The organism is Streptomyces amakusaensis (assembly GCF_039532665.1).
Taxonomy (GTDB): domain Bacteria; phylum Actinomycetota; class Actinomycetes; order Streptomycetales; family Streptomycetaceae; genus Streptomyces; species Streptomyces amakusaensis.
On the sequence record NZ_BAAASB010000005.1, the window covers coordinates 73,115 to 96,848 of the forward strand.

Annotated in this window: 19 protein-coding genes; 4 read left to right on the top strand and 15 right to left on the bottom strand. The window is 72.9% G+C overall.

Annotated elements, in window-relative coordinates; translation table 11 throughout:
- Window positions 1-125 precede the first annotated feature (125 nt).
- A complete protein-coding gene (gene lipB / locus ABD371_RS10280; RefSeq protein WP_344475134.1) occupies window positions 126-920 on the bottom strand; it encodes a lipoyl(octanoyl) transferase LipB in 795 nt (264 codons plus the stop codon).
- 227 nt (window positions 921-1,147) lie between these two features.
- Between lipB and ABD371_RS10285 the strand changes: the two genes are divergently transcribed.
- Window positions 1,148-2,599 (top strand): NsdA family TPR-like regulatory protein, encoded by a 1,452-nt coding sequence (locus ABD371_RS10285; protein ID WP_344475136.1) that lies wholly within the window; start codon window positions 1,148-1,150, stop codon window positions 2,597-2,599.
- Between the two features lie 128 nt (window positions 2,600-2,727).
- Here ABD371_RS10285 and ABD371_RS10290 read toward each other — a convergent pair whose 3' ends face one another.
- From ABD371_RS10290 to ABD371_RS10300, 3 genes are all read right to left on the bottom strand, one after another.
- The gene (locus tag ABD371_RS10290; RefSeq protein WP_344475138.1) at window positions 2,728-3,345 is read right to left on the bottom strand and encodes a TIGR03086 family metal-binding protein; all 618 of its coding nucleotides are present in this window, start codon (window positions 3,343-3,345) and stop codon (window positions 2,728-2,730) included.
- Window positions 3,346-3,394: 49 nt separating this feature from the next.
- Entirely contained in the window at window positions 3,395-4,714 is a 1,320-nt protein-coding gene (locus tag ABD371_RS10295) for an NAD(P)/FAD-dependent oxidoreductase (protein ID WP_344475140.1), read from the bottom strand.
- Between the two features lie 239 nt (window positions 4,715-4,953).
- Complete coding sequence (locus ABD371_RS10300) at window positions 4,954-5,850, bottom strand: TIGR01777 family oxidoreductase (protein ID WP_344475142.1); 897 nt, start codon at window positions 5,848-5,850, stop codon at window positions 4,954-4,956.
- A gap of 43 nt (window positions 5,851-5,893) precedes the next feature.
- On the opposite strand from ABD371_RS10300, the gene ABD371_RS10305 reads away from it, so the two are divergent.
- Window positions 5,894-6,409 (top strand): GNAT family N-acetyltransferase, encoded by a 516-nt coding sequence (locus ABD371_RS10305; RefSeq protein WP_344475144.1) that lies wholly within the window; start codon window positions 5,894-5,896, stop codon window positions 6,407-6,409.
- 16 nt (window positions 6,410-6,425) lie between these two features.
- Here ABD371_RS10305 and ABD371_RS10310 read toward each other — a convergent pair whose 3' ends face one another.
- Window positions 6,426-6,947 (bottom strand): DUF4240 domain-containing protein, encoded by a 522-nt coding sequence (locus ABD371_RS10310; RefSeq protein ID WP_344475739.1) that lies wholly within the window; start codon window positions 6,945-6,947, stop codon window positions 6,426-6,428.
- Window positions 6,948-7,069: 122 nt separating this feature from the next.
- Here ABD371_RS10310 and ABD371_RS10315 point away from each other — a divergent pair, with 122 nt between their 5' ends.
- Window positions 7,070-8,008 (top strand): SDR family oxidoreductase, encoded by a 939-nt coding sequence (locus ABD371_RS10315; RefSeq protein WP_344475146.1) that lies wholly within the window; start codon window positions 7,070-7,072, stop codon window positions 8,006-8,008.
- 8 nt (window positions 8,009-8,016) lie between these two features.
- On the opposite strand, the gene ABD371_RS10320 is transcribed toward ABD371_RS10315, so the two are convergent.
- The 8 genes from ABD371_RS10320 to cobS form a co-directional block, all read right to left on the bottom strand.
- The gene (locus ABD371_RS10320) at window positions 8,017-9,003 is read right to left on the bottom strand and encodes a helix-turn-helix transcriptional regulator (RefSeq protein WP_344475148.1); all 987 of its coding nucleotides are present in this window, start codon (window positions 9,001-9,003) and stop codon (window positions 8,017-8,019) included.
- Window positions 9,004-9,034: 31 nt separating this feature from the next.
- Window positions 9,035-9,859 (bottom strand): MerR family transcriptional regulator, encoded by an 825-nt coding sequence (locus ABD371_RS10325; protein WP_344475150.1) that lies wholly within the window; start codon window positions 9,857-9,859, stop codon window positions 9,035-9,037.
- Window positions 9,860-10,009: 150 nt separating this feature from the next.
- On the bottom strand, window positions 10,010-12,679 hold the full coding sequence (gene aceE, locus ABD371_RS10330; RefSeq protein ID WP_344475152.1) for a pyruvate dehydrogenase (acetyl-transferring), homodimeric type: 2,670 nt from the start codon (window positions 12,677-12,679) through the stop codon (window positions 10,010-10,012).
- Between the two features lie 202 nt (window positions 12,680-12,881).
- Window positions 12,882-13,505 (bottom strand): GntR family transcriptional regulator, encoded by a 624-nt coding sequence (locus tag ABD371_RS10335; protein WP_344475154.1) that lies wholly within the window; start codon window positions 13,503-13,505, stop codon window positions 12,882-12,884.
- Window positions 13,506-13,657: 152 nt separating this feature from the next.
- On the bottom strand, window positions 13,658-15,493 hold the full coding sequence (sucB, locus tag ABD371_RS10340) for a 2-oxoglutarate dehydrogenase, E2 component, dihydrolipoamide succinyltransferase (RefSeq protein ID WP_344475156.1): 1,836 nt from the start codon (window positions 15,491-15,493) through the stop codon (window positions 13,658-13,660).
- 53 nt (window positions 15,494-15,546) lie between these two features.
- On the bottom strand, window positions 15,547-16,935 hold the full coding sequence (gene lpdA, locus ABD371_RS10345; RefSeq protein ID WP_344475158.1) for a dihydrolipoyl dehydrogenase: 1,389 nt from the start codon (window positions 16,933-16,935) through the stop codon (window positions 15,547-15,549).
- A gap of 399 nt (window positions 16,936-17,334) precedes the next feature.
- Window positions 17,335-18,864: a leucyl aminopeptidase gene (locus ABD371_RS10350; RefSeq protein WP_344475160.1), complete on the bottom strand. Its 1,530-nt coding sequence runs from the start codon at window positions 18,862-18,864 to the stop codon at window positions 17,335-17,337.
- A 168-nt stretch (window positions 18,865-19,032) separates the two neighbouring features.
- On the bottom strand, window positions 19,033-19,815 hold the full coding sequence (gene cobS, locus ABD371_RS10355; RefSeq protein ID WP_344475162.1) for an adenosylcobinamide-GDP ribazoletransferase: 783 nt from the start codon (window positions 19,813-19,815) through the stop codon (window positions 19,033-19,035).
- Window positions 19,816-19,947: 132 nt separating this feature from the next.
- Here cobS and ABD371_RS10360 point away from each other — a divergent pair, with 132 nt between their 5' ends.
- A complete protein-coding gene (locus ABD371_RS10360) occupies window positions 19,948-20,700 on the top strand; it encodes a hypothetical protein (protein WP_344475164.1) in 753 nt (250 codons plus the stop codon).
- Between the two features lie 25 nt (window positions 20,701-20,725).
- Here ABD371_RS10360 and ABD371_RS10365 read toward each other — a convergent pair whose 3' ends face one another.
- Both ABD371_RS10365 and cobT read right to left on the bottom strand, forming a co-directional pair.
- A complete protein-coding gene (locus tag ABD371_RS10365; protein WP_344475166.1) occupies window positions 20,726-22,507 on the bottom strand; it encodes a phosphatidylglycerol lysyltransferase domain-containing protein in 1,782 nt (593 codons plus the stop codon).
- An 87-nt stretch (window positions 22,508-22,594) separates the two neighbouring features.
- The gene (gene cobT, locus ABD371_RS10370) at window positions 22,595-23,728 is read right to left on the bottom strand and encodes a nicotinate-nucleotide--dimethylbenzimidazole phosphoribosyltransferase (RefSeq protein ID WP_344475741.1); all 1,134 of its coding nucleotides are present in this window, start codon (window positions 23,726-23,728) and stop codon (window positions 22,595-22,597) included.
- Window positions 23,729-23,734 lie beyond the last annotated feature (6 nt).

Genomic DNA, 23,734 nt, shown 5'->3' on the forward strand with positions numbered 1-23,734 from the left:
GTCGGCGCCCCTTTCTGCTATCGCGGCATTCGATTCTGCGGCGCACACCAGGGTACGCCCGTCAATTGTTCGGCCCTACGTCCGGCCAACCCCTACTCGCCGGGGCGCATTCCTCATCACACGCTCTACACGGCGCTCTCCACCCGCCTCGGGCGGAGATCGGCGTTCTCCAACACCGACCTCAGCTGTCGCTCCACCACCGGCAGCACCTCCGCGATGGTGATCTCGCGGCCCAGCTCGTTCGCCAGCGAGGCCACCCCCGCGTCGCGGATCCCGCACGGCACGATCCGGTCGAACCAGGTGTTGTCCGGGTTCACATTGAGGGAGAAACCGTGCATCGAGACACCCTTGGCGATCCGGATGCCGATCGCGGCGAGCTTGCGGTCCTCACGGCGCTGGCCGGCGTTGGAGGGGGCGTACTCCGGGCCGTTCAGCCTGGGGTCGAACTCCTCGTCCGTGAGTCTCGGGTCGAAGTCCAGCGACAGCCCGCCGAGCGCCGGGCGCTCCTCGACCGGGTCGCCCAGCACCCACACCCCGCTGCGGCCCTCGATCCGGCTGGTCTCCAGGCCGAACTCGGCGCAGGCCCCTATCAGGGCGTCCTCCAGCCTGCGGACATGGGCGACGACATCCACCGGACGCGGCAGCTTGAGGATCGGATAGCCCACCAGCTGCCCCGGGCCGTGCCAGGTGATCTTGCCGCCGCGGTCCACGTCGATGACGGGCGTGCCGTCCAGGGGGCGCTCGCTGTCCTGCGTACGCCGTCCGGCCGTGTACACCGGCGGGTGCTCCAGCAGCAGACAGGTGTCCGGGATCTCGTCGGCGAACCGGGCCGCGTGCACCTCGCGCTGCCTCTGCCACGCCTCCTGGTACTCGACCGCTTCCTCGCCGAAGCCCAGCCGGACGAACCGCAGCTCACTCACGGCACTGCCTCCCTAAGAACCTTCACCGTGCACTTGTCGCGCCCAGCCACTGTACGGCGGTGAACCCGGCCGTGACGGCCGAGGGCGGGCCGTCAGTGTTCACCCGGTTGCTCACACGATCGGATGAATGTGCGGCCGACCCGGCAGTACGCAGGGCAAAGGCCGCTAAATTCGCGCCGTTCCATGAGGGCTGCGACTGGCCCGGAAGGCAGGAGACCGCACAGCTGATGACGGAACGACCCTCGCAGCGCATCCCCAATCGGCAGCTCGCCGCACTCATCCAGGAAGCCGGATTCTCCAACGCGGGCCTCGCCCGCCGAGTCGATCAGCTCGGGCTGGAACACGGTCTCGACCTGCGCTACGACAAGACCTCCGTGACCCGCTGGCTCCGCGGCCAGCAGCCGCGCGGCACCACGCCCGCGCTGATCGCCGAGGTGTTCACCCGACGGCTCGGCCGCCGGCTCTCCGCCCAGGACCTGGGCCTGGACGCCTGCGCACCCGTCTACGCCGGTCTGGAGTTCGCCGCCACGCCCGAGGAGGCGGTGGACATCGTCAGCGGGCTCTGGCGCAAGGACTCGGGCAGCCACGCGGAGCTGCGCAAGATCGCCTTCACCCCGGCGGGCCTCGTGGTGCCCAGCCGGGACTGGCTCATCGGCCGGGCCGACGAACGGGTCGGCCGGGCCGCCGAGCAGGCCACCGGGAGAGTCCCCGCACAGGGCGCGCCCGGAGTGCCCCGCCCCCGGCCCGCCGAGCGCGGCACCGACCGGAGCCCCGGACAGCGGGTCTCCGGCGGAGACATCGCCGCGCTCCGATCGGTCGGCGAACTCTTCCGCACCCTCGACCACGCCTACGGCGGGGGCCACGCCCGCCAGGCCCTCGTCCGCTATCTGGAACACGAGGCCGAGCCGATGCTGCGCGGCACCTACGGGGAGGTCACCGGCCGCAGACTCTTCGCGGCCGTCGCCGATCTGACCCGGCTCGTCGGCTGGACCTCGTACGACATCGCCGCCCACGGACTCGCCCAGCGCTACTTCGTCCAGGCGCTGCGGCTCGCCCAGGCCGCCGGGGACCGCGCGTACGGCTCCTACGTCCTCGTCACCATGGCCCGCCAGGCCGTCTACCTCGGCCACGGGCGGGAGGCCGTCCAGCTCACCCGGGTCGCCCAGCAGGGTGTGGGCCCCGCGGCCCCGCCGGTGGTCCAGGCGCTGCTGCACGCCGTGGAGGCGCGCGGACACGGGGTCCTCGGCGACGCCAGGGCCTGCACGGCCTCCCTGGTCCGCGCCGAACGGGCGCTGGGGGCCGCCAGGCCCGGGGACGACGTGCCCTACTGGGCGCGATTCTTCGACGAGGCGCAGATGGCGGACGAGTTCGGGCACTGCTACCGCGACCTCCAGCAGTACCGCCAGGCCGTCCAGCACGCCGAACGCTCCCTCCAGCTCCGCCCCTCGGCCCTGGCCCGCAGCCGGCTCTTCTGCCGCGTGGTGCTCGCCTCCGCCCGGCTGGGCCTCGGCGAGCTGGACCAGGCCTGCGCGCTGGGGGCCGAGGCGGCCCTCCAGGCGGCCGACATGAGGTCGGCCAGGGCGCTGGAGTACGTACGCGACTTCGAGCGGAGGCTGGAGCCGTACCGGGACGCGGCGGCGGTGCGGGGGTATCGGGATCGGGTGGCGGCGCTGGGGTAGCGCCTCCGGCGGGGTCCGGTGTGGGGCCGCACGTCCGGTGCGGGTCCAGGTCGGGGCTCCGCCCCGAACCCCGCGCCTCAAACGTCGGCGGGGCTGGGATTGGCTTCTCTCGCCCTGAGTCCCGCGCCTCAATCGCCCCCTGGTTTTGCCGGGGTCCAGGCGGGGGAGCGGCCGCTGAGGGCGATGACGTGGTCGAGGAGGGGGGCGTCGGCGGGGACGGGGACGGCGGGGCCGAAGTTGGTGCCGCGGAGTGGGTCGTCGTCCCCGGCGGCGGCCAGCAGTTCGTACGAGACGCGCAGGCTCGCCTCCGGCAGGGCGTAGGGCTGGCCGGTGGCGCGGGCGAGGTCCCAGCCGTGGACGATCAGCTCGTTCAGGGCGACCTGGCCGGCCACCCGGGCGGGCAGGGTGACGCCACCGGCGCGGGTGGTGCCCTCCCAGGCCCCGGGGCCGGACCAGGCCGTCGCCAGCTCCCCGAGCCGCTCGGGCAGGGCGGTCCGCCAGTCGTCGTCCAGTGTCGGCAGGGCGCTGTCCGGGGCGGTGTCCGTGGTGGGTCCCAGATCCTTCAGGGCGGTGTCCCGGAAGGCCGACGCCAGCCCGGTGAGATGCCCGAGCAGCTCTCGTACCGTGTAGCCGGGGCAGGGCGTCGGCTCCCCGAGCCGCCCGTCCGGCACCCCGTCGAGCAGACGGGCCACGGCGTCGGCGGCGGGCCGGAGGTCGGGCGGCGGGTTCTGTGCGGTCGATTCCATACGCTGATGACTTCCCGGCCGGGAAGAATCATCACGGTGCATCCGCCGCTCAGGCCGCCCGGGCGCGCGGGCGGGGCTCGCGGGGGCGGAGGGCGAAGTCCTGGAGGACGGCGGTGGCCGCGCGGCGGGCGGAGAGCAGGGCTCCCTGGACCGTGCTGGTGCCCCGGTGGTCGCCGCACACATAGAGGCCCGCGAGCACGCGTACGGGCCGGTGCAGGTCGTACGGGGGCTCCATGGCCGGGACGGCGTACGGGTCGTGGTGGACCGCCAGCAGCTCCCAGTCGTCCGTCGGCGTCCCGTACACCCGCGCCAGCTGCGCCGACGCCCGCCGCGCCAGCTCCCGCGAGGGCGCGCCCAGTACCGTCGAGGTGATCAGCGCCCGGCCGTCCGGCGCTCGGCCCGGATCCACCTCGCTCATCACCGCCGTGTGCGACACCGGGCCCCCGCCGTCCGCGTCCAGCACCAGCGCCGCGCCCGTCGGCGGCGGGCACGGGGCCGTGTGGTGCACCACCGTCACCGGGTGGAACGCCGGCACCCGCAGCCCCGGCAGCAGCTCGGCCGCCTCCCGCGCCCCGGTCGCCAGCACCAGCGCCCGGCAGGACAGCTCGCCGTGCTCCAGGGTGCGCACCCGGTTGATCGCGGTGTCCGTCACCCGTACGCCCGTCAGCACCGTGCCCTCCGGCAGCGCAGCCGCCAGCCGCGCCGGCAGCTCGGCCGAGCCGCCGGCGGGGACGCACAGCCGCCCCCGGGCGAAGCCGCGCAGCGCCAGATCGGCGCAGCGGCTCGATGTTGTCAGCTCCGGATCGCACAGCAGCGCGGACAGCAGCGGGCGCAGCACGCCCTGGACCGTACGGGGCGGCAGGCCCCGCACCGACAGCGCCTCGGCGGCCGTACGCTCCGGGCGGGCCGCCAGCCGCTCCGCCGAGGTGCCCGCGAGCCGGACGAGCGAGGCGCGGAGTCTCGCCTCGTCCAGCGGCCGGGGGGCGCTTGCCAGGGCGCGTGCCACCGTCAGTGCGCCCCTCGCGCTTCCGGGCTCTCCGGTGCGGCGGACCGTCTCCCCGAAGCGCTGGAGCCGCCCCCCGCTGTGCACGAGCACCCCCGGCGAGAACGGGCGCAGCCCCACATTCACCAGGGCGGCCACCCTGCGCAGCTCGCTGTACGAGGTGCTGAGCAGCTGCCCGGTGTGGTCCAGCCGGAAGCCGTCGGTCTCCTCGGTCGTCAATCTGCCGCCCGGACGGGGGGCGGCCTCCAGAACGCTGACACTGACGCCGGCTCTGATCAGCCGGTGGGCGGCGGCGAGGCCGGAGATGCCGGCCCCGACGATGATGACGTCCGCATGATCCGCACTGTGAGCGGTGCTGATGAGCACGTGCCCTCCCGGAGGTCGGCGCGGCGGGGGCGGCGCGGGGCCGCCCGGAGAGCCGGGGTTCGCACTGAGGGTAGGGAGGGGGTGGGGGGTGGGGGTGCGCGCATGGGGTGGGGCAACGGAGCGCGGGGGGCGCGTTGCGCCTCCGGCGGGGGCCGGTGTGGGGCCGCACGTCCGGTGCGGGTCCGGGTCGGGGCTCCGCCCCGAGCCCCGCTCCTCAAACGCCGGAGGGGCTGATTTTGCTAGTGGCGGGCCAGGGCGGCGGTGAGGGACTGGGTGATGGTGGGGAAGGCGAAGGTGAAGTGGGAGGAGAGGAGTTTGGTGGGGAGGGCGCGCTGGCTGCCGAGGATGTCGGAGGACATGTCGCCGAGGGCGAGGCCGAGGAGGGCGCCGGGGACGGGGAGGAGGGTGGGGCGGTGGAGGAGGCGGCCCATGGCGGCGGTGATCTCGCGGTTGGTGGCGGGGGAGGGGGCGGTGCAGTTCACCGGGCCGGAGAGGGCGGGGGTGTCGAGGATGTGCCGGAGGGCGGCGACCTCGTCGTGGTGGGAGATGAAGCTCCAGTACTGGCGGCCGTCGCCCAGCCGGCCGCCGAGTCCGGCGCGGAACAGGGGGAACAGCCGGGCCCAGGCACCGCCCTCGCGGGAGACGACCAGGCCGGTGCGGGCGAAGACGGTGCGGATGCCCGCCTCCTCGGCGGGGGCGGCGGCCTCCTCCCACTCGACGCAGACGTTGGGGAGGAAGCCGTCGCCGGGCGGCGCGCTCTCGTCCACCGCGCGGTCGCCGGTGTCGCCGTAGTAGCCGACCGCGCTGCCGCACAGCAGCACCTCGGGCGGGGTGTCCAGCCGGGTGACCGCCTCCGCGAGCGCGGCGGTGCCCAGCACCCGGCTGTCCCGGATCTCCCTGCGGTACGCATCGGTCCAGCGGTGGTCGCCGATGCCCGCGCCGGAGAGGTTCACCACGGCTGTGCAGCCGTCGAGCCCGGCCGTGTCCACCGTCTGCCGGAGGGGGTCCCACTCGACCTCGGCCGCCGACCGCGCGGGGCGGCGGACCAGGGCCACCACCTCGTGGCCGTCCGAGCGCAGTGAGCGTGCCAGTGCTGAGCCGATGAGTCCGGAGGAGCCCGCGATCGCGATCCGCATGAAAACATCCTGCCCCCTGGCCACCCCGTGACACAGTTGTCCCATGCGGGAGACACGGGAGGCGGCACCGGTGACGCCGATACGGACGAGGCAGGGCCTGCCCGACGACGAGCAGGCGCTGAACCGGCTCGACCACGACAGCTGGTCGACCCTGCACGCGGTGCTTCCGCGTCCGGTGCTCGGCGCGCCGTTCTTCGACCGGCATCCGCCCGGTGAGTTCATCGTCGCCGAGGACGCGGCGGGCACGGTCGTCGGCTACACCCGGATCACCCCGCCCACCCCGCTCGCCTGCAATCGGCATGTGCGCCAGGTGCAGGGGCTGGCCGTCGCCGCCGCCGCGCGCGGGCAGGGGGTCGGCCGGGCGCTGGTGAGGGCGGCGTGCGAGCGGGCGCGCGAGGAGGGCGCGGTCCGCGTCACGCTGCGGGTGCTGGGGCACAACGCGCCGGCGCGCGCCCTGTACGAGTCCGAGGGCTTTGAGGTCGAGGGCGTGCTGCGGGGCGAGTTCTGGATCGCCGGCCGGTATGTGGACGACGTGATGATGGGCCGCGCCCTGCTCTGATTCCTGCAGCGGACGGTCAGTCGTTGCCGAAGCGCTCCCACAGCCGGGGGAAGCGGCCCGCCAGCGCACCCTCGTCGTCGAAGTCGAAGGGGGTGCCCGCAGGCTCCGCGCTCTGCGCGGTGATCCCCAGATCCGGTGCCACGACCCCGGTGAGCTGCTCATACGCCTCGTCCGCCGCGTACCCCAGCTCCTCGCCGTCGCCGTCGATGTCCTCGTCGAAGTCGTCGAGCAGCTCGGCGAGCGCGTCCGGCTCGTGCAGCGCGCCCTCGAAGATCTCTCGGCCCTGGCCGATCAGCCAGCAGCGGAAGTAGTCGAAGACGTCGTCGCTCGCGCCGTCGAGCAGCACGGCCGCGGCGCCCCACAGATCCCAGGTGTAGGCGCGGTTGTAGCGGGCCTCGAAGTGGCGCGCGAAGTCCAGCACGGAGTCCGGGTCCAGCCGCATCAGCCGCTCGACCAGCAGATCGGCGTGTTCCTCGGGGTCGCCCTCGGCGGCCTCGCGGGTGGTGTCCACGATCTCCCAGAACTCCGTCTCGTCCATCACGGGTCCAGCATCGTGGCTGGAGGGGGCCCGCGCACGCGGAGCCGCCGAAATACCGGTCCCGGGAATCCGCCGGGAATGGCGGACAGAAGATGTCGGGTATCCGTGCGACGGTCGCTCCCATGAAGGAAACGACGAAGAAGAAGACGACCGCCGGACCGCTGTCGGGGAGGGTGGCGCTCGTCGCCGGAGCCACCCGGGGCGCGGGGCGGGCCATCGCCGTACAGCTCGGAGCCGCCGGCGCGACCGTCTACGCCACCGGTCGCACCACCCGTGACCAGGTCAGCGAGATGGGCCGGGCGACGGAGACCATCGAGGGGACGGCCGAGCTGATCGAGGCGGCGGGCGGCCGGGGGATCGCCGTCCCCACCGACCATCTGGAGCCCGAGCGGGTGCGGGAGCTGATCGCCCGCGTGGAGCGGGACCACGGCCGGCTCGACATCCTGGTGAACGACGTCTGGGGCGGGAACTCCCTGCTCGACTTCGACACCAGGATGTGGGACGTCGATCTGGACAGGGGGCTGAGGATGCTCGATCTCGGCGTCCGCAGCCACATCATCACCAGCAGTATCGCCCTGCCCCTGCTGGTGCGCCGCCCCGGCGGGCTGGTCGTCGAGGTCACCGACGGCACCTCCCGCACCAACAAGGACTTCCGCGAGAACTTCTACTACGACCTCGCGAAGAACGGCCCGATCCGGATGGCGTACACCCTCGGCGAGGAGCTGAAGTCCGTGGGCGGCACGGCGGTGGCCGTCACCCCCGGCTTCCTCCGCTCCGAGGAGATGCTCGACTTCTTCGGGCTCACCGAGGAGAACTGGCGCGAGGGCATCGAGAAGCAGCGCCACTGGGCGCTCTCCGAGTCCCCGGCCTACCTCGGCCGGGGCGTCGCCGCGCTCGCCGCCGACGGGGAGCGGGCCCGCTGGAACGGGCGGTCGCTCGACAGCGGACAGCTCGCGAGGGAGTACGGCCTGACGGACACGGACGGCAGCCGGCCGGACGTGTGGGGCTTCCTGCTCGCGGAGAGGGCGGGAGGGACGCCGGACCTCGCGGAGTACCGCTGACGAGCGGATCAGGTGCTCTCCTCCGTATGCCGGTACAGCTCCGCCGCCCGCCGCGCCGACTCCCCGAACCGCTCCCGCAGCTCCGCCGGCTCCAGCACCTCCAGCTCCGGCCCGAGCCCGTACAGCTGCGCGTACGCCACCTCGTGGGACTCCACCGGCAGCGTCAGGGTCACCCGGCCCCGCCCGTCCGGCTCGCCCGCCGCCGCCAGCGCGGCGCGGGCGGCGGCGCGGTCCACGGCGTACGGCAGCCGCCGCGCGCCCTCCTCGCTCACCCGTACGACGATCTCGGACCGGAGGAGCGAGCGGGCGAACTGGGCCGCCCGCTCGTCCCAGAAGCCCGGCAGATCGAACTCCTCGTCCCGCTCGAAGCACCCGCCCTCCGGCTCGACCGAGCCGAACCGGTCCAGCCGGTACACCCGGAAGGAGCCCTCCACCCGGGCGCACAGATACCAGACCCCCGCCTTCAGCACGAGACCGTACGGCTCCATCTCCCGCGTCACGTCCGCGCCCCGGCGGTCGCGGTACGCGGCCACGATCCGCCGGTCCTCCCAGACCGCCTCGGCGACGTCCGCCAGCAGCGGCGGGGTCTCGGGCTCCTGGTACCAGCCCGGGGCGTCCAGATGGAAGCGCCGGGCCGCGCTGCGCGGGGCGTCGCTGAGCGAGGGCAGCAGCGCCGCCGACACCTTCAGCCGGGCCGCCGACGCCGCGTCCTCCAGACCCATCTCGCGCAGCGCGCCCGGCAGACCGGAGAGGAAGAGCGCCTCCGCCTCACTGCGGCCCAGACCCGTCAGCCGGGTGCGATAGCCGCCGATCAGCCGGTAGCCGCCCGTCCGGCCCCGGTCCGCGTAGACCGGGACCCCGGCCTCGGAGAGCGCGAGCGCGTCCCGGGTGACGGTCCGCTCCGAGACCGCCAGCTCACGGGCGAGCTCCGGACCGGTCATCGAGGGCCGGGACTGGAGCAGAAGCACCATCTTGATCAGCCGGGCAGCGCGCATCCCCCCATGATGACCGCCCCGCGCCCGGCCGTCAGACCAGCCGCTCCTGAAGCTCGGTGACCCACCGGGAGCGGTCCTCGGGGCATTCGAGGGTCACCTCGCGCGCGTACCCCGCCGCCCGGTGCCCGCCCGCGTCGATCCAGCGGGCCAGGGTCTGGGCCGTGGCCAGCACCTCGTCCATCGAACCCCGGTGCACGATCGTCGCGGCGCGCTCCAGCGCCGGGAGATCGACCACCGTGAAGCCGTCCGCCGGGCCCGGGGGCACCGAGGACGAGACCGTCACGGCCGCGTGCACCAGGATCGCGCCCTCGCCCTCCGGCGCGTCCTCGTAGTGGGCGATGCCGGGCCCGACGGGCGTGATCCCCGCCGCCTCCAGCCGCGCGAACAGCTCGCCGTACAGCGGACCGATCACCGGGCCGATGTGCTCGGGCGCGTAACTGGCGGAGACGGCGGTCAGCTCGGCCACCCGCACCGGGGGAACGCTCTTCACAATGACGTCGTCGCTGGGCATGTGCCCCTCGCTCTCGATCGAACGGAGCCTCGCCTCGACCTGGCCCAGCCTGGCCGCCGCCTCGGCGGCCGTCTGCTCCAGCTCGGCCCGCCGCAGCATCAGCATCCCGCGCAGCTCCTCCGTGCTCACCCGCTCCTCAAGGATCCGCCCCACCTGTTCCAGGGTGAAGCCGAGATCCTTCAGGGCGATGATCCGGTTGAGCCGCGCGAGCTGCGCCGCCGCGTAGTGGCGGTAGCCGCTGAACGGGTCGACGCGCTCGGGGCGCAGCAGCCCCAGCGCGTCGTAGTGCCGCAGCATCCGGGGCGAAACCCGGCCGTGCCTGGCGAAGTCTCCGATGGTGAACATGATGTCCTCACTCCAGGGCTTCACACGGGGTCAAGGTCAACACGGAACCCGGGAAACAGCCCGGAAAACAGCGATCACCCCGGGCCGCCGTCGCGAGGACGGCGGCCCGGGGTGATCACCTCATGGCTGTACGAGGTGCGTACGGGGTGCTCAGAGGCCGTAGCGCTCCCGAGCCTCCTTGACCACCGAGGCCGGGACCTCGCCGCGCCGCGCCAGCTGCGCCAGCGCCGCGACGGTGATCGACTGCGCGTCCACGCCGAAGTGGCGGCGGGCCGCCACCCGGGTGTCCGAGATGCCGAAGCCGTCGGTGCCGAGCGAGGACCAGTCCTGCTCCACCCACTGGCTGATCTGGTCGGGGACCTGACGCATCCAGTCGCTCACCGCGAGGACCGGGCCCGGGGCGCCTTCCAGCGCCTTGCGGATGTACGGGGTGCTCTGCTCGCCCCGCAGCAGCGCCTCGTCCGACTCCAGCGCGTCCCGGCGCAGCTCGCCCCAGGAGGTCGCGGACCAGACGTCGGCCGTGACGCCCCACTCGTCGGCGAGCAGGCCCTGGGCCTCCAGGGCCCAGTGGATCGCCGTGCCGGAGGCCAGCAGCTGGAGCCTGGGCGCGCTCGCGGAGGCGGGCACGCCCTCCTTGAAGCGGTACAGGCCCTTGAGGATGCCCTCCTCGACGCCCTCGGGCATCGCGGGCTGCGGCTTGGGCTCGTTGTAGACGGTGAGGTAGTAGAAGACGTCCTCAGGGTTCTCGCCGTACATCCGGCGGAGACCGTCCTTGACGATCACGGAGATCTCGTACGCGAACGCCGGGTCGTAGTTGAGCGAGGCCGGGTTGGTGGCCGCGATCAGGTGCGAGTGGCCGTCCGCGTGCTGGAGGCCCTCACCGGTCAGCGTGGTGCGGCCGGCGGTCGCGCCGACGATGAAGCCCTTGCCGAGCTGGTCGGCGAGCTGCCACATCTGGTCGCCGGTGCGCTGCCAGCCGAACATCGAGTAGAAGATGTAGAACGGGATCATCGGCTCGCCGTGCGTCGCGTACGACGTGGCGGCGGCGATGAAGTCGGCCATGGAGCCGGCCTCGGTGATCCCCTCGTTGAGGATCTGGCCGTCCTTGGCCTCCCGGTAGTACATCAGCTGGTCGCGGTCGACCGGCTCGTACGTCTGGCCCAGCGGGGAGTAGATGCCGGCCGACGGGAAGAGGGACTCCATACCGAAGGTACGGGCCTCGTCGGGGACGATCGGGACCCAGCGCCTGCCGGTCGTCTTGTCCCGCATCAGGTCCTTCACCAGGCGTACGAACGCCATGGTGGTGGCCATCTCCTGCTTGCCGGAGCCCTTCTCCAGGGCCTTGAAGGCGCGCTCCTCCGGGGCGGGCAGCGCGACGGCGTGCACCCGGCGGGCCGGGGCGGGGCCGCCGAGGGCCGCGCGGCGCTCCTGGAGGTAGCGGACCTCGGGCGAGTCGGCGCCGGGGTGGCCGTAGGGCACCACACCGCTCTCGAAGGCGCTGTCGGCGATCGGGAGGTCGAGCAGGTCGCGCATGCCCTTGAACTCGTCGATCGACAGCTTCTTCATCTGGTGGTTGGCGTTCTTCGACTCGAAGCCCTTGCCCAGGGTGAAGCCCTTGACGGTCTGCGCCAGCACCACGGTCGGCGCGCCCTCGTGGGCGAGCGCCGCGCGGTAGGCCGCGTACACCTTGCGGGCCTCGTGGCCGCCGCGGGAGGTGTAGAAGCACTCGGCGATCTTCGCGTCGGTCAGCAGCTTCGCCAGCTCGGCGAGGGCCGGCTCCGCGCCGAAGAAGTGCTCGCGGATGTACGCGACGTCACGGGTGGCGTACGTCTGGAACTGGGCGTCCGGGACGGCGCGCAGCCGGCGGACCAGCGCGCCCGTGGTGTCGAGCTGGAACAGCTCGTCCCAGGCGGAGCCCCACAGCGTCTTCACGACGTTCCAGCCGGCGCCGCGGAACTGCGCCTCCAGCTCCTGGACGACCCGGAAGTTCGCGCGGACCGGGCCGTCGAGGCGCTGGAGGTTGCAGTTGATGACGAAGGTCAGGTTGTCGAGGCGCTCGCGGGCCGCCAGCGCCAGGGCAGCCGTGGACTCGGGCTCGTCCATCTCGCCGTCGCCGAGGAAGGCCCAGACGTGCGACTGCGAGGTGTCCTTGATGCCGCGGTTGTGCAGATAGCGGTTGAACCGCGCCTGGTAGATCGCGGAGAGCGGGCCCAGACCCATGGAGACGGTGGGGAACTCCCACAGCCAGGGCAGCCGGCGCGGGTGCGGGTACGAGGGCAGACCCTCGCCGCCCGCCTCCTGGCGGAAGTTGTCGAGGTGGGCCTCGGTGAGCCGGCCGTCGAGGAAGGCGCGGGCGTAGATGCCGGGGGAGGCGTGGCCCTGGATGTAGAGCTGGTCGCCGCTGCCGTCCGCCTCCTTGCCCCGGAAGAAGTGGTTGAAGCCGGTCTCGTAGAGCCAGGCCGCGGAGGCGAAGGTGGCGATGTGGCCGCCGACGCCGAGCCGGGAGCCGCGCGTCACCATGGCGGCGGCGTTCCAGCGGTTCCACGCGGTGATCCGCGCTTCCAGCGCCTCGTCACCGTCGAGTGCGGGCTCGGCGGCGGTGGGGATGGTGTTGACGTAGTCCGTCTCCAGCAGCCGGGGTATGGGAACCCCGGCGGTCTCGGCGTGCTGGAGGGTACGGCGCATCAGGTACGCGGCGCGATGGGTGCCGGCGTGCTGGGCGACGGCGTCGAGGGAGGCCGCCCACTCGGCGGTCTCCTCGGCGTCGCGGTCCGGGAGCTGGTCGAGCTCGCTCGGAAGCTTGGCTACGGGGTCGGTCATGTCGCCGCCTTCCGGACTGGGGGGAAAGTTAAAGGGGCCATGTCTGGCAGGACAGGGCGACGGGCCGGGTGAAGCCCAAAGGTGACTGTAAGCCGCTGATCGATGATCGATCAAAGTATTCGGAGGTAAAAGTTCTCCGGAGAGCGAAATTGGCATTCCGTGCCCCGAAACAGGGCACCGGGTGCCGTAGTGGCGGTACCGGTCACGGTCGGGGCGCGCAGCCGAGGACATGGGCCTTGACCAGGGCCCCGATGGCCGGGTCGCAGCGCTGGAAGGCCTCCACGAGCGCCTGGTGCTCCTCGGCGTACGACTGCTGCACGGTGCCCAGCCAGCGGATCGACAGGGCCGTGAAGACCTCGATGCCCAGCCCCTCCCAGGTGTGCAGCAGCACCGCGTTCCCGGCCGCGCGGACCAGCTCCCGGTGGAAGCCGACCGTGTGCCGCACCTGGCCGGCCGAGTCGCCCGCCCGGTCCGCCGCGTACAGCGCCGCGACGTGCGGCTCCAGCGCCGAGCAGTCCCGGGCCAGCCGGTCGGCCGCCAGCTCGGCGGCGATCTGCTCCAGACCGGCCCGTACGGGATAGCTCTCCTCCAGGTCCGCCGCCGTGAGGTTGCGGACCCGGACGCCCTTGTTGGGCGCGGACTCGATCAGCCGCAGGCTCTCCAGCTCCCGCAGCGCCTCCCGGACCGGCGTCTGGGAGACCTGGAGCTCGGTCGCGATACCGCGCTCAACGATCCGTTCACCCGGCTTCCAGCGTCCGCTGACGATCCCCTCCACGATGTGCGCGCGGATCTGCTCGCGCAGCGAATGGACGACGGGCGGGGTCATGTGGGGGCTCCTTCAGGGCGGGTACAGCCCACCGATTATCCCCTTCGTGGGGGTAGGGCATGTCTGCCCTGCGGGGTGGCGGGCGGGAAGAACGCGAGACGCCCCGCCCGGAGTGTTCCGGGCGGGGCGTGGTGTCACATGGCCGACTGGGTCTACAGACCCAGCTCGATCTCGAACTCGCCTGCTTCGAGGATCGCCTTGACCGTCGTCAGGTAACGGGCGGCGTCCGCGCCGTCCACCAGACGGTGGTCGTAGGAGAGGGACAGGTAGGTCATGTCCCGGACGCCGATGACGGTGCCCTCGGCGGTCTCGATGACCGCCGGGCGCTTGACCGTCGCGCCGATGCCCAGGATGGCCGCCTGGTTCGGCGGCACGATGACCGTGTCGAAGAGCGCGCCGCGCGAACCGGTGTTGCTGACCGTGAAGGTCGCGCCCGCGAGGTCGTCGGGGCGGATCTTGTTGGAGCGCACGGCCCCGGCCAGCTCGGCGGTCTTCTTGGAGATGCCGGCGATGTTCAGGTCGCCCGCGCCCTTGATGACCGGCGTCATCAGACCCTTCTCGGAGTCCACGGCGATGCCGATGTTCTCCGAGTCGAAGTACGTGATGGTGCCTTCGTCCTCGTTGATCCGGGCGTTGATGATCGGGTGGACCTTCAGCGCCTGGGCGGCGGCCTTGACGAAGAACGGCATCGGGGAGAGCTTGACGCCCTCACGGGCCGCGAAGCTGTCCTTGGCCTGGGCGCGCAGCTTCATCAGCTTGGTGATGTCGACCTCGACGACCGAGGTCAGCTGCGCCTGGCTGTGCAGCGCCTTCATCATGTTGTCGCCGATGAGCTTGCGCATCCGGGTCATCTTGACCGTCTGACCGCGCAGCGGGGACACCTCGAGGGCCTTGGCGGCCTTCGGGGCGGCGGCCGACGGAGCGGCGGCGGGAGCGGCCGGAGCCTGGGCGGCGGCCTTGGCGGCCTCCGCGGCGGCGACGACGTCCTGCTTGCGGATGCGGCCACCGACGCCGGAGCCCTTGACCTCGGACAGGTCCACGCCGTTCTCCGTGGCGAGCTTACGGACCAGGGGGGTCACGTAGGCGTCGCCCGAGGAGACGGCCGGGGCCGGAGCCGGGGCGGCGGGCGCGGGGGCGGGTGCGGCTGCCGGAGCGGGGGCCGGTGCGGCGGGTGCGACCTGGGTCGGAGCCGGAGCCGGAGCCGGAGCCGGAGCCGGAGCAGCCGGAGCCGCGACGGGTGCCGGAGCGGCCGGGGCCGGGGCCGGGGCGGCGACAGGCGCGGGGGCGGCGGCGGGTGCCGGGGCGGCCGGTGCGGCGGGAGCGGCCGGAGCCGCGCCCGGAGCGCCGATCACGGCCAGCTTCGCGCCGACCTCGGCGGTCTCGTCCTCGCCGACCACGATCTCCAGCAGCACACCGGCGACGGGCGCGGGGATCTCGGTGTCGACCTTGTCCGTGGAGACCTCGAGCAGCGGCTCGTCGGCGTCGACGGAGTCGCCGACCTCCTTGAGCCAGCGGGTGACGGTGCCCTCGGTGACGCTCTCGCCGAGCGCCGGGAGGACCACGTCCGTGCCGGTGGCACCGCCGGCCGGGGCGGCCGGGGCCTCGGCCTGGACCGGGGCCGGGGCGGTGGGAGCCTCGGCGGCCGGTACGGCCTCCGCGACGGGCGCGGGGGCGGGGGCGGCGGCCGGCTCGGCGGCGGGGGCCGGAGCCTCTTCGGCGGCCGGGGCCGGGGCCGCCGCGGGGGCGCCCGATCCGTCGTCGATGACGGCCAGCTCGGCGCCGACCTCGACCGTCTCGTCCTCGGCGACCTTGATGGACGCCAGGATGCCGGCGACCGGCGAGGGGATCTCGGTGTCGACCTTGTCGGTCGAGACCTCGAGCAGCGGCTCGTCGGCCTCGACGCGCTCGCCCTCGGCCTTGAGCCAGCGGGTGACAGTGCCCTCAGTGACGCTCTCACCGAGCGCCGGAAGGGTTACGGAAACCGACATGGTTTCAGTTGCTCCTTACGAAAGTGCGGAAGTGGTCGTCGCGCGCCAGGGGCTCAGTCATGGGCGTGCAGAGGCTTGCCCGCGAGCGCCAGGTGGGCCTCGCCGAGCGCCTCGTTCTGCGTCGGGTGCGCGTGGATGAGCTGCGCGACCTCGGCCGGCAGAGCCTCCCAGTTGTAGATCAGCTGAGCTTCGCCGATCTGCTCGCCCATCCGGTCACCGACCATGTGGACGCCGACCACGGCACCGTCCTTGACCTGGACGAGCTTGATCTCGCCCTGGGTCTTGAGGATCTTGCTCTTGCCGTTGCCGCCGAGGTTGTACTTCAGGGCCACGACCTTGTCCGCGCCGTAGATCTCCTTGGCCTTGGCCTCGGTGATCCCGACGGACGCGACCTCGGGGTGGCAGTAGGTCACCCGGGGCACGCCGTCGTAGTCGATCGGAACGGTGGTCAGACCGGCGAGCCGCTCCGCCACCAGGATGCCCTCGGCGAAGCCGACGTGCGCGAGCTGGAGCGTCGGGACCAGGTCGCCGACGGCCGAGATCGTGGGGACGTTCGTCCGCATGTACTCGTCCGCGAGGACATAGCCGCGGTCCATCGCGACGCCCTGCTCCTCGTAGCCGAGGCCGGCGGAGACCGGGCCGCGGCCGACGGCGACGAGCAGCACCTCGGCCTCGAAGGTCTTGCCGTCCGCGAGGGTGACGCGGACGCCGTCCTGGGTGTACTCGGCCTTCTCGAAGAAGGTGCCCAGGTTGAACTTGATGCCGCGCTTGCGGAACGCGCGCTCAAGAAGCTTGGAGCTGTTCTCGTCCTCGACCGGGACCAGGTGCTTGAGACCCTCGATCACGGTGACGTCGGCCCCGAAGGACTTCCACGCGGAGGCGAACTCGACGCCGATGACGCCGCCGCCCAGCACGATCGCGGACTGCGGGACGCGGTCCAGCTTCAGCGCGTGGTCGGAGGAGATGATCCGGTTGCCGTCGATCTCCAGACCCGGCAGCGACTTCGGCACGGAGCCGGTCGCCAGCAGGATGTGACGGCCCTCGACACGCTGGCCGTTGACGTCGACCGAGGTCGGCGAGGAGAGGCGGCCCGCGCCCTCGATCACGGTGATCTTGCGGGAGGCGATCAGACCCTGGAGTCCCTTGTACAGGCCCGAGATCACCTCGTCCTTGTACTTGTGCACGGCCGCGACGTCGATGCCCTCGAACGTGGCGCGGACACCGAACTGGGCCGACTCGCGCGCCTGGTCGGCGATCTCGCCGGCGTGCAGCAGAGCCTTCGTCGGGATGCAGCCGTGGTGCAGGCAGGTGCCGCCGACCTTGTCCTTCTCGATCAGGGCGACGTCGAGACCCAGCTGAGCTCCGCGCAGCGCCGCAGCGTAACCGCCGCTACCGCCGCCGAGGATCACTAGGTCGAAAACGGTGCTGGCGTCGTTCGCCACGTCACGTCCTCCATGCATGTGCGCCGGGCACCGGGGCCCCCTCACCCGGGGGAAACCGGCCGTTCGGCTGGTGTGCGGCCGATGTCTCGTCGGCCCTTAGGTCGGGCCCTGTCCTGCCGAGGACCCATCTTCGCACTTGTTGCGGAAAGACGGGACGCGGGGCCGGTCTCTTGTGGCGTCTGATCGATCACCTCAGGAGTTACTCACAGGTAATAACATTCCGGCGGCCGGGCCGATTCCACCGGAAGGGATGTTTCATCCACAGCGAACGGCGTTTTCGGGACACGCCGACCACGCCGGACCGCGCCGGACCGCCCGCTCACGCGGTACGGCCCCGCCCGAGCCGGGGCGGGGCCGTACCGAGAGGCACCGTGAGGCACCGAGGGTGACTCCGGGTGACTAGCCCAGCTCGCCGTCGGCGATCCGCTCGGCCAGCCGCACCAGGGTGCGCACCGAGGAGCCGGTGCCGCCCTTGGGGGTGTAGCCGAACGGCGCGCTCTCGTTGTACGCCGGGCCCGCGATGTCCAGGTGCGCCCAGGCGATGTCCTCGCCCACGAACTCCTGGAGGAAGAGGCCGGCGACCAGGCCGCCGCCCATCCGCTCGCCCATGTTGGCCATGTCGGCGGTGGGGGTGTCCATGCCCTTGCGCAGCTCGGGCGGGAGCGGCATCGGCCAGGACTGCTCGCCGGCCTCCTCCGCCGTCTCGTGGACCGCGGTGCGGAACGCGTCGTCGTTGGCCATCACGCCGAAGGTGCGGTTGCCCAGCGCGACCATCATCGCGCCGGTCAGCGTCGCCACGTCCACGATCGCGTCGGGGTGCTCCTCGGAGGCCTTCCACAGCGCGTCCGCCAGCACCAGCCGGCCCTCGGCGTCGGTGTTGAGCACCTCGACCGTCTTGCCGCTGTACATCCGCAGCACATCACCCGGGCGGGTGGCCGAGCCCGAGGGCATGTTCTCGGCGAGCGCGAGCCAGCCGGTGACATTGACCGCGATGCCCAGCCGGGCGGCGGCGACGACGGCCGCGAACACGGCGGCGGCGCCGGCCATGTCGCACTTCATCGTCTCGTTGTGCCCGGCGGGCTTCAGCGAGATGCCGCCCGAGTCGTAGGTGATGCCCTTGCCCACCAGGGCGAGGGTCTTGGCGTCCTTGTGGTGGGTGTAGCTCAGCTTCACCAGGCGCGGCGGGTTCTGCGAGCCCTGGCCGACGCCCATGATGCCGCCGAAGCCGCCCTTGAGGAGGGCCTTCTCGTCGAGGATCTGGACCTTGATCCCGTGCTCCTTGCCGGCGGCGGCGGCCAGCACGGCGAAGGCGTCGGGGGTGAGGTCGTTCGGCGGGGTGTTGACCAGGTCGCGGGCGCGGTTCAGCTCCTCGCCGATCGCGACGGCGCGCTCGGCGGCGGCCTTGAACGCCTTGTCGCGCGGCTTCGCGCCCAGCAGGGCCACCTCGGCGAGCGCCTGCTTGGGACCGCCGCCCTTGGCGGCCTTCTTCCCGCCGCCCTGGTACGCGGTGAAGGCGTAGGCCCCCAGCAGCGCGCCCTCGGCCACGGCCCCGGCGTCCTCCGCGTCCTCGATCGGCAGGGCGAAGCCGGCCTTCTTGGACCCGGTCAGCACCCGGGCGGCGGTGCCCGCGGCCCGGCGCAGGGTCTCCAGGCCGTAGGTCTCGTCCTTGCCCGGCAGGGTTCCGAGGCCGACCGCGAGGACGACCGGGGTCTTGAAGCCGGAGGGCGAGGGAAGCTTCGTCACCTCGCCCTCGGAGCCGGTGGCCCCGAGGGTCTCCAGTACGGCGGCGAGCTTTCCGTCGAACGCCTTGTCCACGGCCTCCGCGCCCGGCGCGACCACCGGGCCCTTGGCGCCCTTCGCGATGCCGACGACGAGGGCGTCGGCGCGCAGCGTCGCAGCGCCGGCAGTGCTGAGAGTGAGAGCAGTCACGGTGGTGAAATCTCGCTTCCGTTGAGTTTCCAGGGCCTTTGGGGGCCGTTGGGGGGATAGGTCAACACCCCGCCAGGGGAAAAGCGTACGCGCGGTCACGTATCCCGATCACGGCGGAGCCGCTTCCCCGCCCGGCCCGGGCCGCCCCCGGAGGCGCTGAGCGGCCGTTCAGCCCAGGGCCAGCGCCACCAGCGCGACCGTCGCCGCCGTCTCGGCGAGAGCGCCGAACACATCGCCCGTCACCCCGCCGAACCGGCGCGCACAGTGACGCAGCAGCAGCTGGGCCCCCGCGAGCCCGGCCAGGACCGCGACCGCCTGGTGCACCGCGCCGTACCCGCCCAGGAGCGCGCCGGCGCCCGCGCAGCAGGCGGTGACCAGCGCGGTGACGGCCAGGGCGGTGCGTACGGGGACGGTCTCGGCGACCGCCGAGCCCAGGCCCCCGGGGCGGGCGGCGGGGATCCCCGGGCGGGCTGCGAGGGTGAGGGCGAGCCGTGCGGTGACCCCGGCGGTCACGGCGGCGAGCGCGCCGTGGGCCCAGCCTCGGTCGTACAGCTGCGCGAGGGCGGCGACTTGGGCGAGCAGGACGAACAGCAGAGTGATCACGCCGAACGGTCCGACGTCCGACTGCTTCATGATCCGCAGCGCGTCCTCGGCGGGCTTCCCGCTGCCCAGGCCGTCCGCGGTGTCCGCGAGCCCGTCCAGATGGAGCCCCCGGGTGAGAACGGCGGGCACGGCGACGGCCGCGACGGCGGCGAGCGCGGACCCGGCCCCCAGCAGCTGGAGCGCCCCGCCCGTGACCGCGGCCGCCAGACCCACCACCAGACCGGCCAGCGGGGCGCAGAGCATGCCCGCCCGCGCGGCCTCGCGGTCCCAGCGGGTGAGGCGGACGGGCAGCACGGTCAGGGTGCCGAAGGCGAAACGTATCCCGGTCAGACCGCTCACACCGCTCACACCGCTCACTTCACTCGCTCGGGAATCGCCGGGAGCCGCCCGGGGCGGGCGGTCCACCGGCGAAGCGTAGCCCGCCCCTCTCCCCCCACAAGCGGTAAATTGCGCATACCTTTCACAAGGGGGCATTTCGCTATGGGGCGCTGGTTCCAGGAGAACATCACCGAGGCGGGGAAGCTTCCGTTGCTGCTCGCCCTCGCCTCCTTCGTCCTCACCTTCCTCATCACCCGCACCATCACCCGGCTGATCAGGGCGGGCATCGGCCCCTTCCGTGACATCACCGCGGGCGGGACCCACATCCACCACGCGGTGCCCGGGGTGGTGCTCACCGTCGTCGGCGGCTTCGGCGCGGTGGGCAGCGGACGGCAGGGGGTCACCGCCGCCCTCTGCGCGGTCGTCTTCGGGATCGGCGCGGGCCTGCTCCTGGACGAGTTCGCGCTGATCGTCCACATCGACGACGTCTACTGGACCGAACAGGGCCGCCAGAGCGTGGAGGTCGTCGTCCTCACCGCCGCCCTCGTCCTGCTGGTGCTCAGCGGCTTCTCCCCGCTCGACGTCGACTCGCTCAGCCCCGCCGAGCGCCAGGACCGCGCGAACCTCGCCCTCACCCTGGGCCTCAACTTCCTTCTCGTGCTGATCACCCTGGCCAAGGGCAGGCCGAGAACGGCGATCATCGGCACGCTCGTCCCCTTCGTGGCCCTCTTCGGCGCGCTCCGGCTGGCCCGCCCCGGCTCGCCGTGGGCCCGCCGCTGCTACCGCTCCCGGCCGCGGGCCCGGGCCAGGGCGCTGCTGCGCGCCTACCGCCACGACCGCCGCTGGGACGGGCCCCGCCGCCGGTTCCAGAATCTGCTCGGCGGTACGCCCGACCCGCCCGCCGCCCGGGAGTGACGGCCTCTCCCGAAGCCTCCTCGGTTCAGCGCCGGGTCCCCAGATGTCTGCGGTGCAGCCACTTCGGCAGGCCGGGGGCCTCCAGGAAGCCTTCGGCGCGGCCCGCCGCCACCCCGATGCGCAGCAGGTCGGCGCTCTTCTCGAAGAGCAGGAAGCGGGGCTCCCAGATGGGCCGGTACTTGGCGTTGGCGCGGTAGAGCGACTCGATCTGCCACCAGCGGGAGAAGAAGCCGAGCAGCGAGCGCCAGAGCCGCAGCACCGGGCCCGCGCCGAGCCGGGAGCCGCGTTCGAAGACCGAGCGGAACATCGCGAAGTTCAGTGAGACCTGGGTGACCCCGAGTCCGCCCGCCCGCTGGAGCAGTTCGATGACCATGAACTCCATCAGGCCGTTCTCGGAGTCCCGGTCACGCCGCATCAGATCGAGCGAGAGCCCGCCGGGGCCCCAGGGCACAAAGCTCAGCACGGCCCGCAGGACGCCCTCGCCGTCGGTGCATTCGAGCATCACACAGCGGCCGTCCCCGGGGTCGCCCAGCCGTCCGAGCGCCATGGAGAAGCCGCGCTCGGTCTCCCCGTCGCGCCAGTCGTCGGCGCGTTCGAGGAGCACCGCCATCTCCTCGGCCGGGATCTCCTCGTGGCGGCGGACGCGCACCTCGTACCCGGCGCGCCGCACCCGGTTGTACGCCTGGCGCACGGTCCGCATGGCCCGCCCCTCCAGGGTGAACTCGGCGATCTCCACGATCGCCTCGTCGCCCAGCTCCAGCGCGTCGAGACCGTGCCGGGCGTAGACGGTGCCGGCCTCCTCGCTCGCCCCCATCACGGCCGGGGACCAGCCGTGCTCGCGCGCCTGGGCGAGCCAGGGCTCGATCGCGCCCGGCCAGGCCTCCGGGTCGCCGATCGGATCGCCGGAGGCGAGACTCACCCCGCCGACCACCCGGTAGGCGACGGCGGCCTTCCCGGTGGGGGACCACACCACGCTCTTCTCGCGGCGCAGCGCGAAATAGCCCAGCGAGTCGCGCTCGCCGTGCCGGGCGAGCAGGGCGCGCAGCCGCTCCTCGTCCTCCTCGGTGAGCGGATCGACGGTACGGCGGGAGCGGAAGGCCGCGTACCCCACGGCGAGCAGCAGCGCGGTGGAGGCGGTGTTGATGACGACGTCGACCCAGCCCGGGGTCTCGATGCCGGTGATGTGGTTGTCGTTGGCCGCGAGCGAGATCAGCCGGAGCACCCCGTACCGCCAGCGCTCCAGGAAGGTGGAGCCGGTGTCGGCGGTGTTCGTGACGGTGACCAGCAGGGCCGCCAGCAGTGAGGTGACCAGCAGTCCGACGGTGGCGACGGCCGCCGCGAGCTTGGGGTTGGAGCGGTCGCCGATCGCGTAGAACTCCCGCCGGCCCAGCAGCAGGGAGGCGACGAAGGCGGCGGTCAGGGCCAGTGAGACCCAGTTCTGCGGATGCCGGCGGAAGCCGTCCTCAAGTGCCAGGGCGAGGGCGAAGAGCAGCAGGAAGCCGCCGCCGAGCACCAGGTTGAGGATCCAGGCGGCCCGCTTGCGGCGGCGCATGGTGACCGCGAGGAAGAGGGCGAGGACACCGGAGGCGAAACCGGCGGTGAGCAGGTACGGGGTGAAGTACTCGTCCACGTTGTGGCGGCGCAGGTCCTGGCCGAGCGAGACCCAGACGGCGCTCAGGACATTGATGAACGCCGCCCCGCGCAGGTACCAGACGGCGAAGGAGGCGGCGCGCCGGGAGCGGGCGGTGCTCCGGGCGGCGGGGCCGGGCGCGGGCTGCGAGTTGCTGGACAAACGGACCTCTCCCATGAAATGCGATGATATGGGGCATCGCTGGGCGTGAGAGGTGAGGGTACGGCCGCCACCGGACCGGCGGCGGCCGTACCGACGTGTCCGTCAGTCCGTGTCGATCCCCGTCGGAGCCGAAGCCGCGTCGGACCCCGGTTCCGTTTCCTGCTCCTGCTCCTGCTCCTGCTCCTTCGCCGGTTCCGGAGCAGGACGCTCCGGCAGCTCGGCCCCCAGCGCGGCCGCCGCCCGGACGAGGGGGAGCGCGAGCAGCGCCCCGGTCCCTTCCCCCACAGTGACGCCGTGGTCCAGCAGCGGGTTGAGCGCCATCCGGTCCAGCGCCTTGGCCTGCGCCGGCTCACCGCTCAGCTGCCCCGCCAGCCACCAGTCCGGCGCACGGAACGCCGCCCGCTGAGCGACCAGCGCGCACGCGGCCGAGACCACCCCGTCCAGGATCACCGGCATCCGGCGCACCGCGCTCTGGAGCAGAAAGCCGGTCATGGCCGCCAGATCCGCGCCGCCCGCCGCCGCCAGCAGCTCCAGCTGATCGCCGAGGACCGGCCGGGCCCTGCGCAGCGTGTCCCTGATCGCCGCGCACTTGCGCATCCACGCCAGATCGTCGATGCCCGCGCCGCCCCGCCCGGTGACCACCGAGGCGTCGGTGCCGCAGAGCGCGGCGATCAGCGCCGACGCGGGGGTGGTGCCGCCGACGCTCAGATCGCCCAGAACGATCAGATCGGTCCCGGAGTCGGCCTCCTCGTCGGCGAGGGCCATCCCCAGCCGCACCGCCCGCTCGGCCTCGTCCGCGCTCAGCGCGTCCTCGACGTCGATCCGCCCGCTGCCGCGCCGCACCCGGTGGCGGACGATCTCCTCGGGCAGCAGCGCCGGATCGCAGTCCAGCCCGGCGTCCACGATCCGCACCGGCACACCGGCGGTCCTGGCCAGCACGGCCACCGGGCTCGCGCCGTCGAGCACGGCGCGGACCAGCAGATGCGCCGTGCCCGCCGCCCGGCCGGAGACGCCGAGACCGGCGACCCCGTGGTCACCGGCGAACAGCAGCACCTTCGGCTGCCCGACGGGCTTCACCGGCACCGACGCCTGGGCGGCCGACAGCCATTCGCCCAGCTCGTCGAGCCGGCCGAGCGCGCCGGGCGGCACGGTCAGCCGCTCTCTGCGTTCCTCGGCGTCCCGCCGGACACCGCTGTCGGGACGCTCGATCAGTTCGGAGAAGTCATCGAGATTCAGCCTGCT

What these genes read in the sequence shown, in the direction of transcription:
- ABD371_RS10285 (WP_344475136.1), top strand. Translation starts at nt 1,148, where the DNA reads ATGACGGAACGACCCTCGCAGCGCATCCCCAATCGGCAGCTCGCCGCA.
- ABD371_RS10290 (WP_344475138.1), bottom strand. Translation starts at nt 3,345, where the DNA reads ATGGAATCGACCGCACAGAACCCGCCGCCCGACCTCCGGCCCGCCGCC.
- ABD371_RS10300 (WP_344475142.1), bottom strand. Translation starts at nt 5,850, where the DNA reads ATGCGGATCGCGATCGCGGGCTCCTCCGGACTCATCGGCTCAGCACTG.
- ABD371_RS10305 (WP_344475144.1), top strand. Translation starts at nt 5,894, where the DNA reads ATGCGGGAGACACGGGAGGCGGCACCGGTGACGCCGATACGGACGAGG.
- ABD371_RS10310 (WP_344475739.1), bottom strand. Translation starts at nt 6,947, where the DNA reads ATGGACGAGACGGAGTTCTGGGAGATCGTGGACACCACCCGCGAGGCC.
- ABD371_RS10315 (WP_344475146.1), top strand. Translation starts at nt 7,070, where the DNA reads ATGAAGGAAACGACGAAGAAGAAGACGACCGCCGGACCGCTGTCGGGG.
- ABD371_RS10320 (WP_344475148.1), bottom strand. Translation starts at nt 9,003, where the DNA reads ATGCGCGCTGCCCGGCTGATCAAGATGGTGCTTCTGCTCCAGTCCCGG.
- ABD371_RS10325 (WP_344475150.1), bottom strand. Translation starts at nt 9,859, where the DNA reads ATGTTCACCATCGGAGACTTCGCCAGGCACGGCCGGGTTTCGCCCCGG.
- aceE (WP_344475152.1), bottom strand. Translation starts at nt 12,679, where the DNA reads ATGACCGACCCCGTAGCCAAGCTTCCGAGCGAGCTCGACCAGCTCCCG.
- ABD371_RS10335 (WP_344475154.1), bottom strand. Translation starts at nt 13,505, where the DNA reads ATGACCCCGCCCGTCGTCCATTCGCTGCGCGAGCAGATCCGCGCGCAC.
- sucB (WP_344475156.1), bottom strand. Translation starts at nt 15,493, where the DNA reads ATGTCGGTTTCCGTAACCCTTCCGGCGCTCGGTGAGAGCGTCACTGAG.
- ABD371_RS10360 (WP_344475164.1), top strand. Translation starts at nt 19,948, where the DNA reads ATGGGGCGCTGGTTCCAGGAGAACATCACCGAGGCGGGGAAGCTTCCG.
- ABD371_RS10365 (WP_344475166.1), bottom strand. Translation starts at nt 22,507, where the DNA reads ATGGGAGAGGTCCGTTTGTCCAGCAACTCGCAGCCCGCGCCCGGCCCC.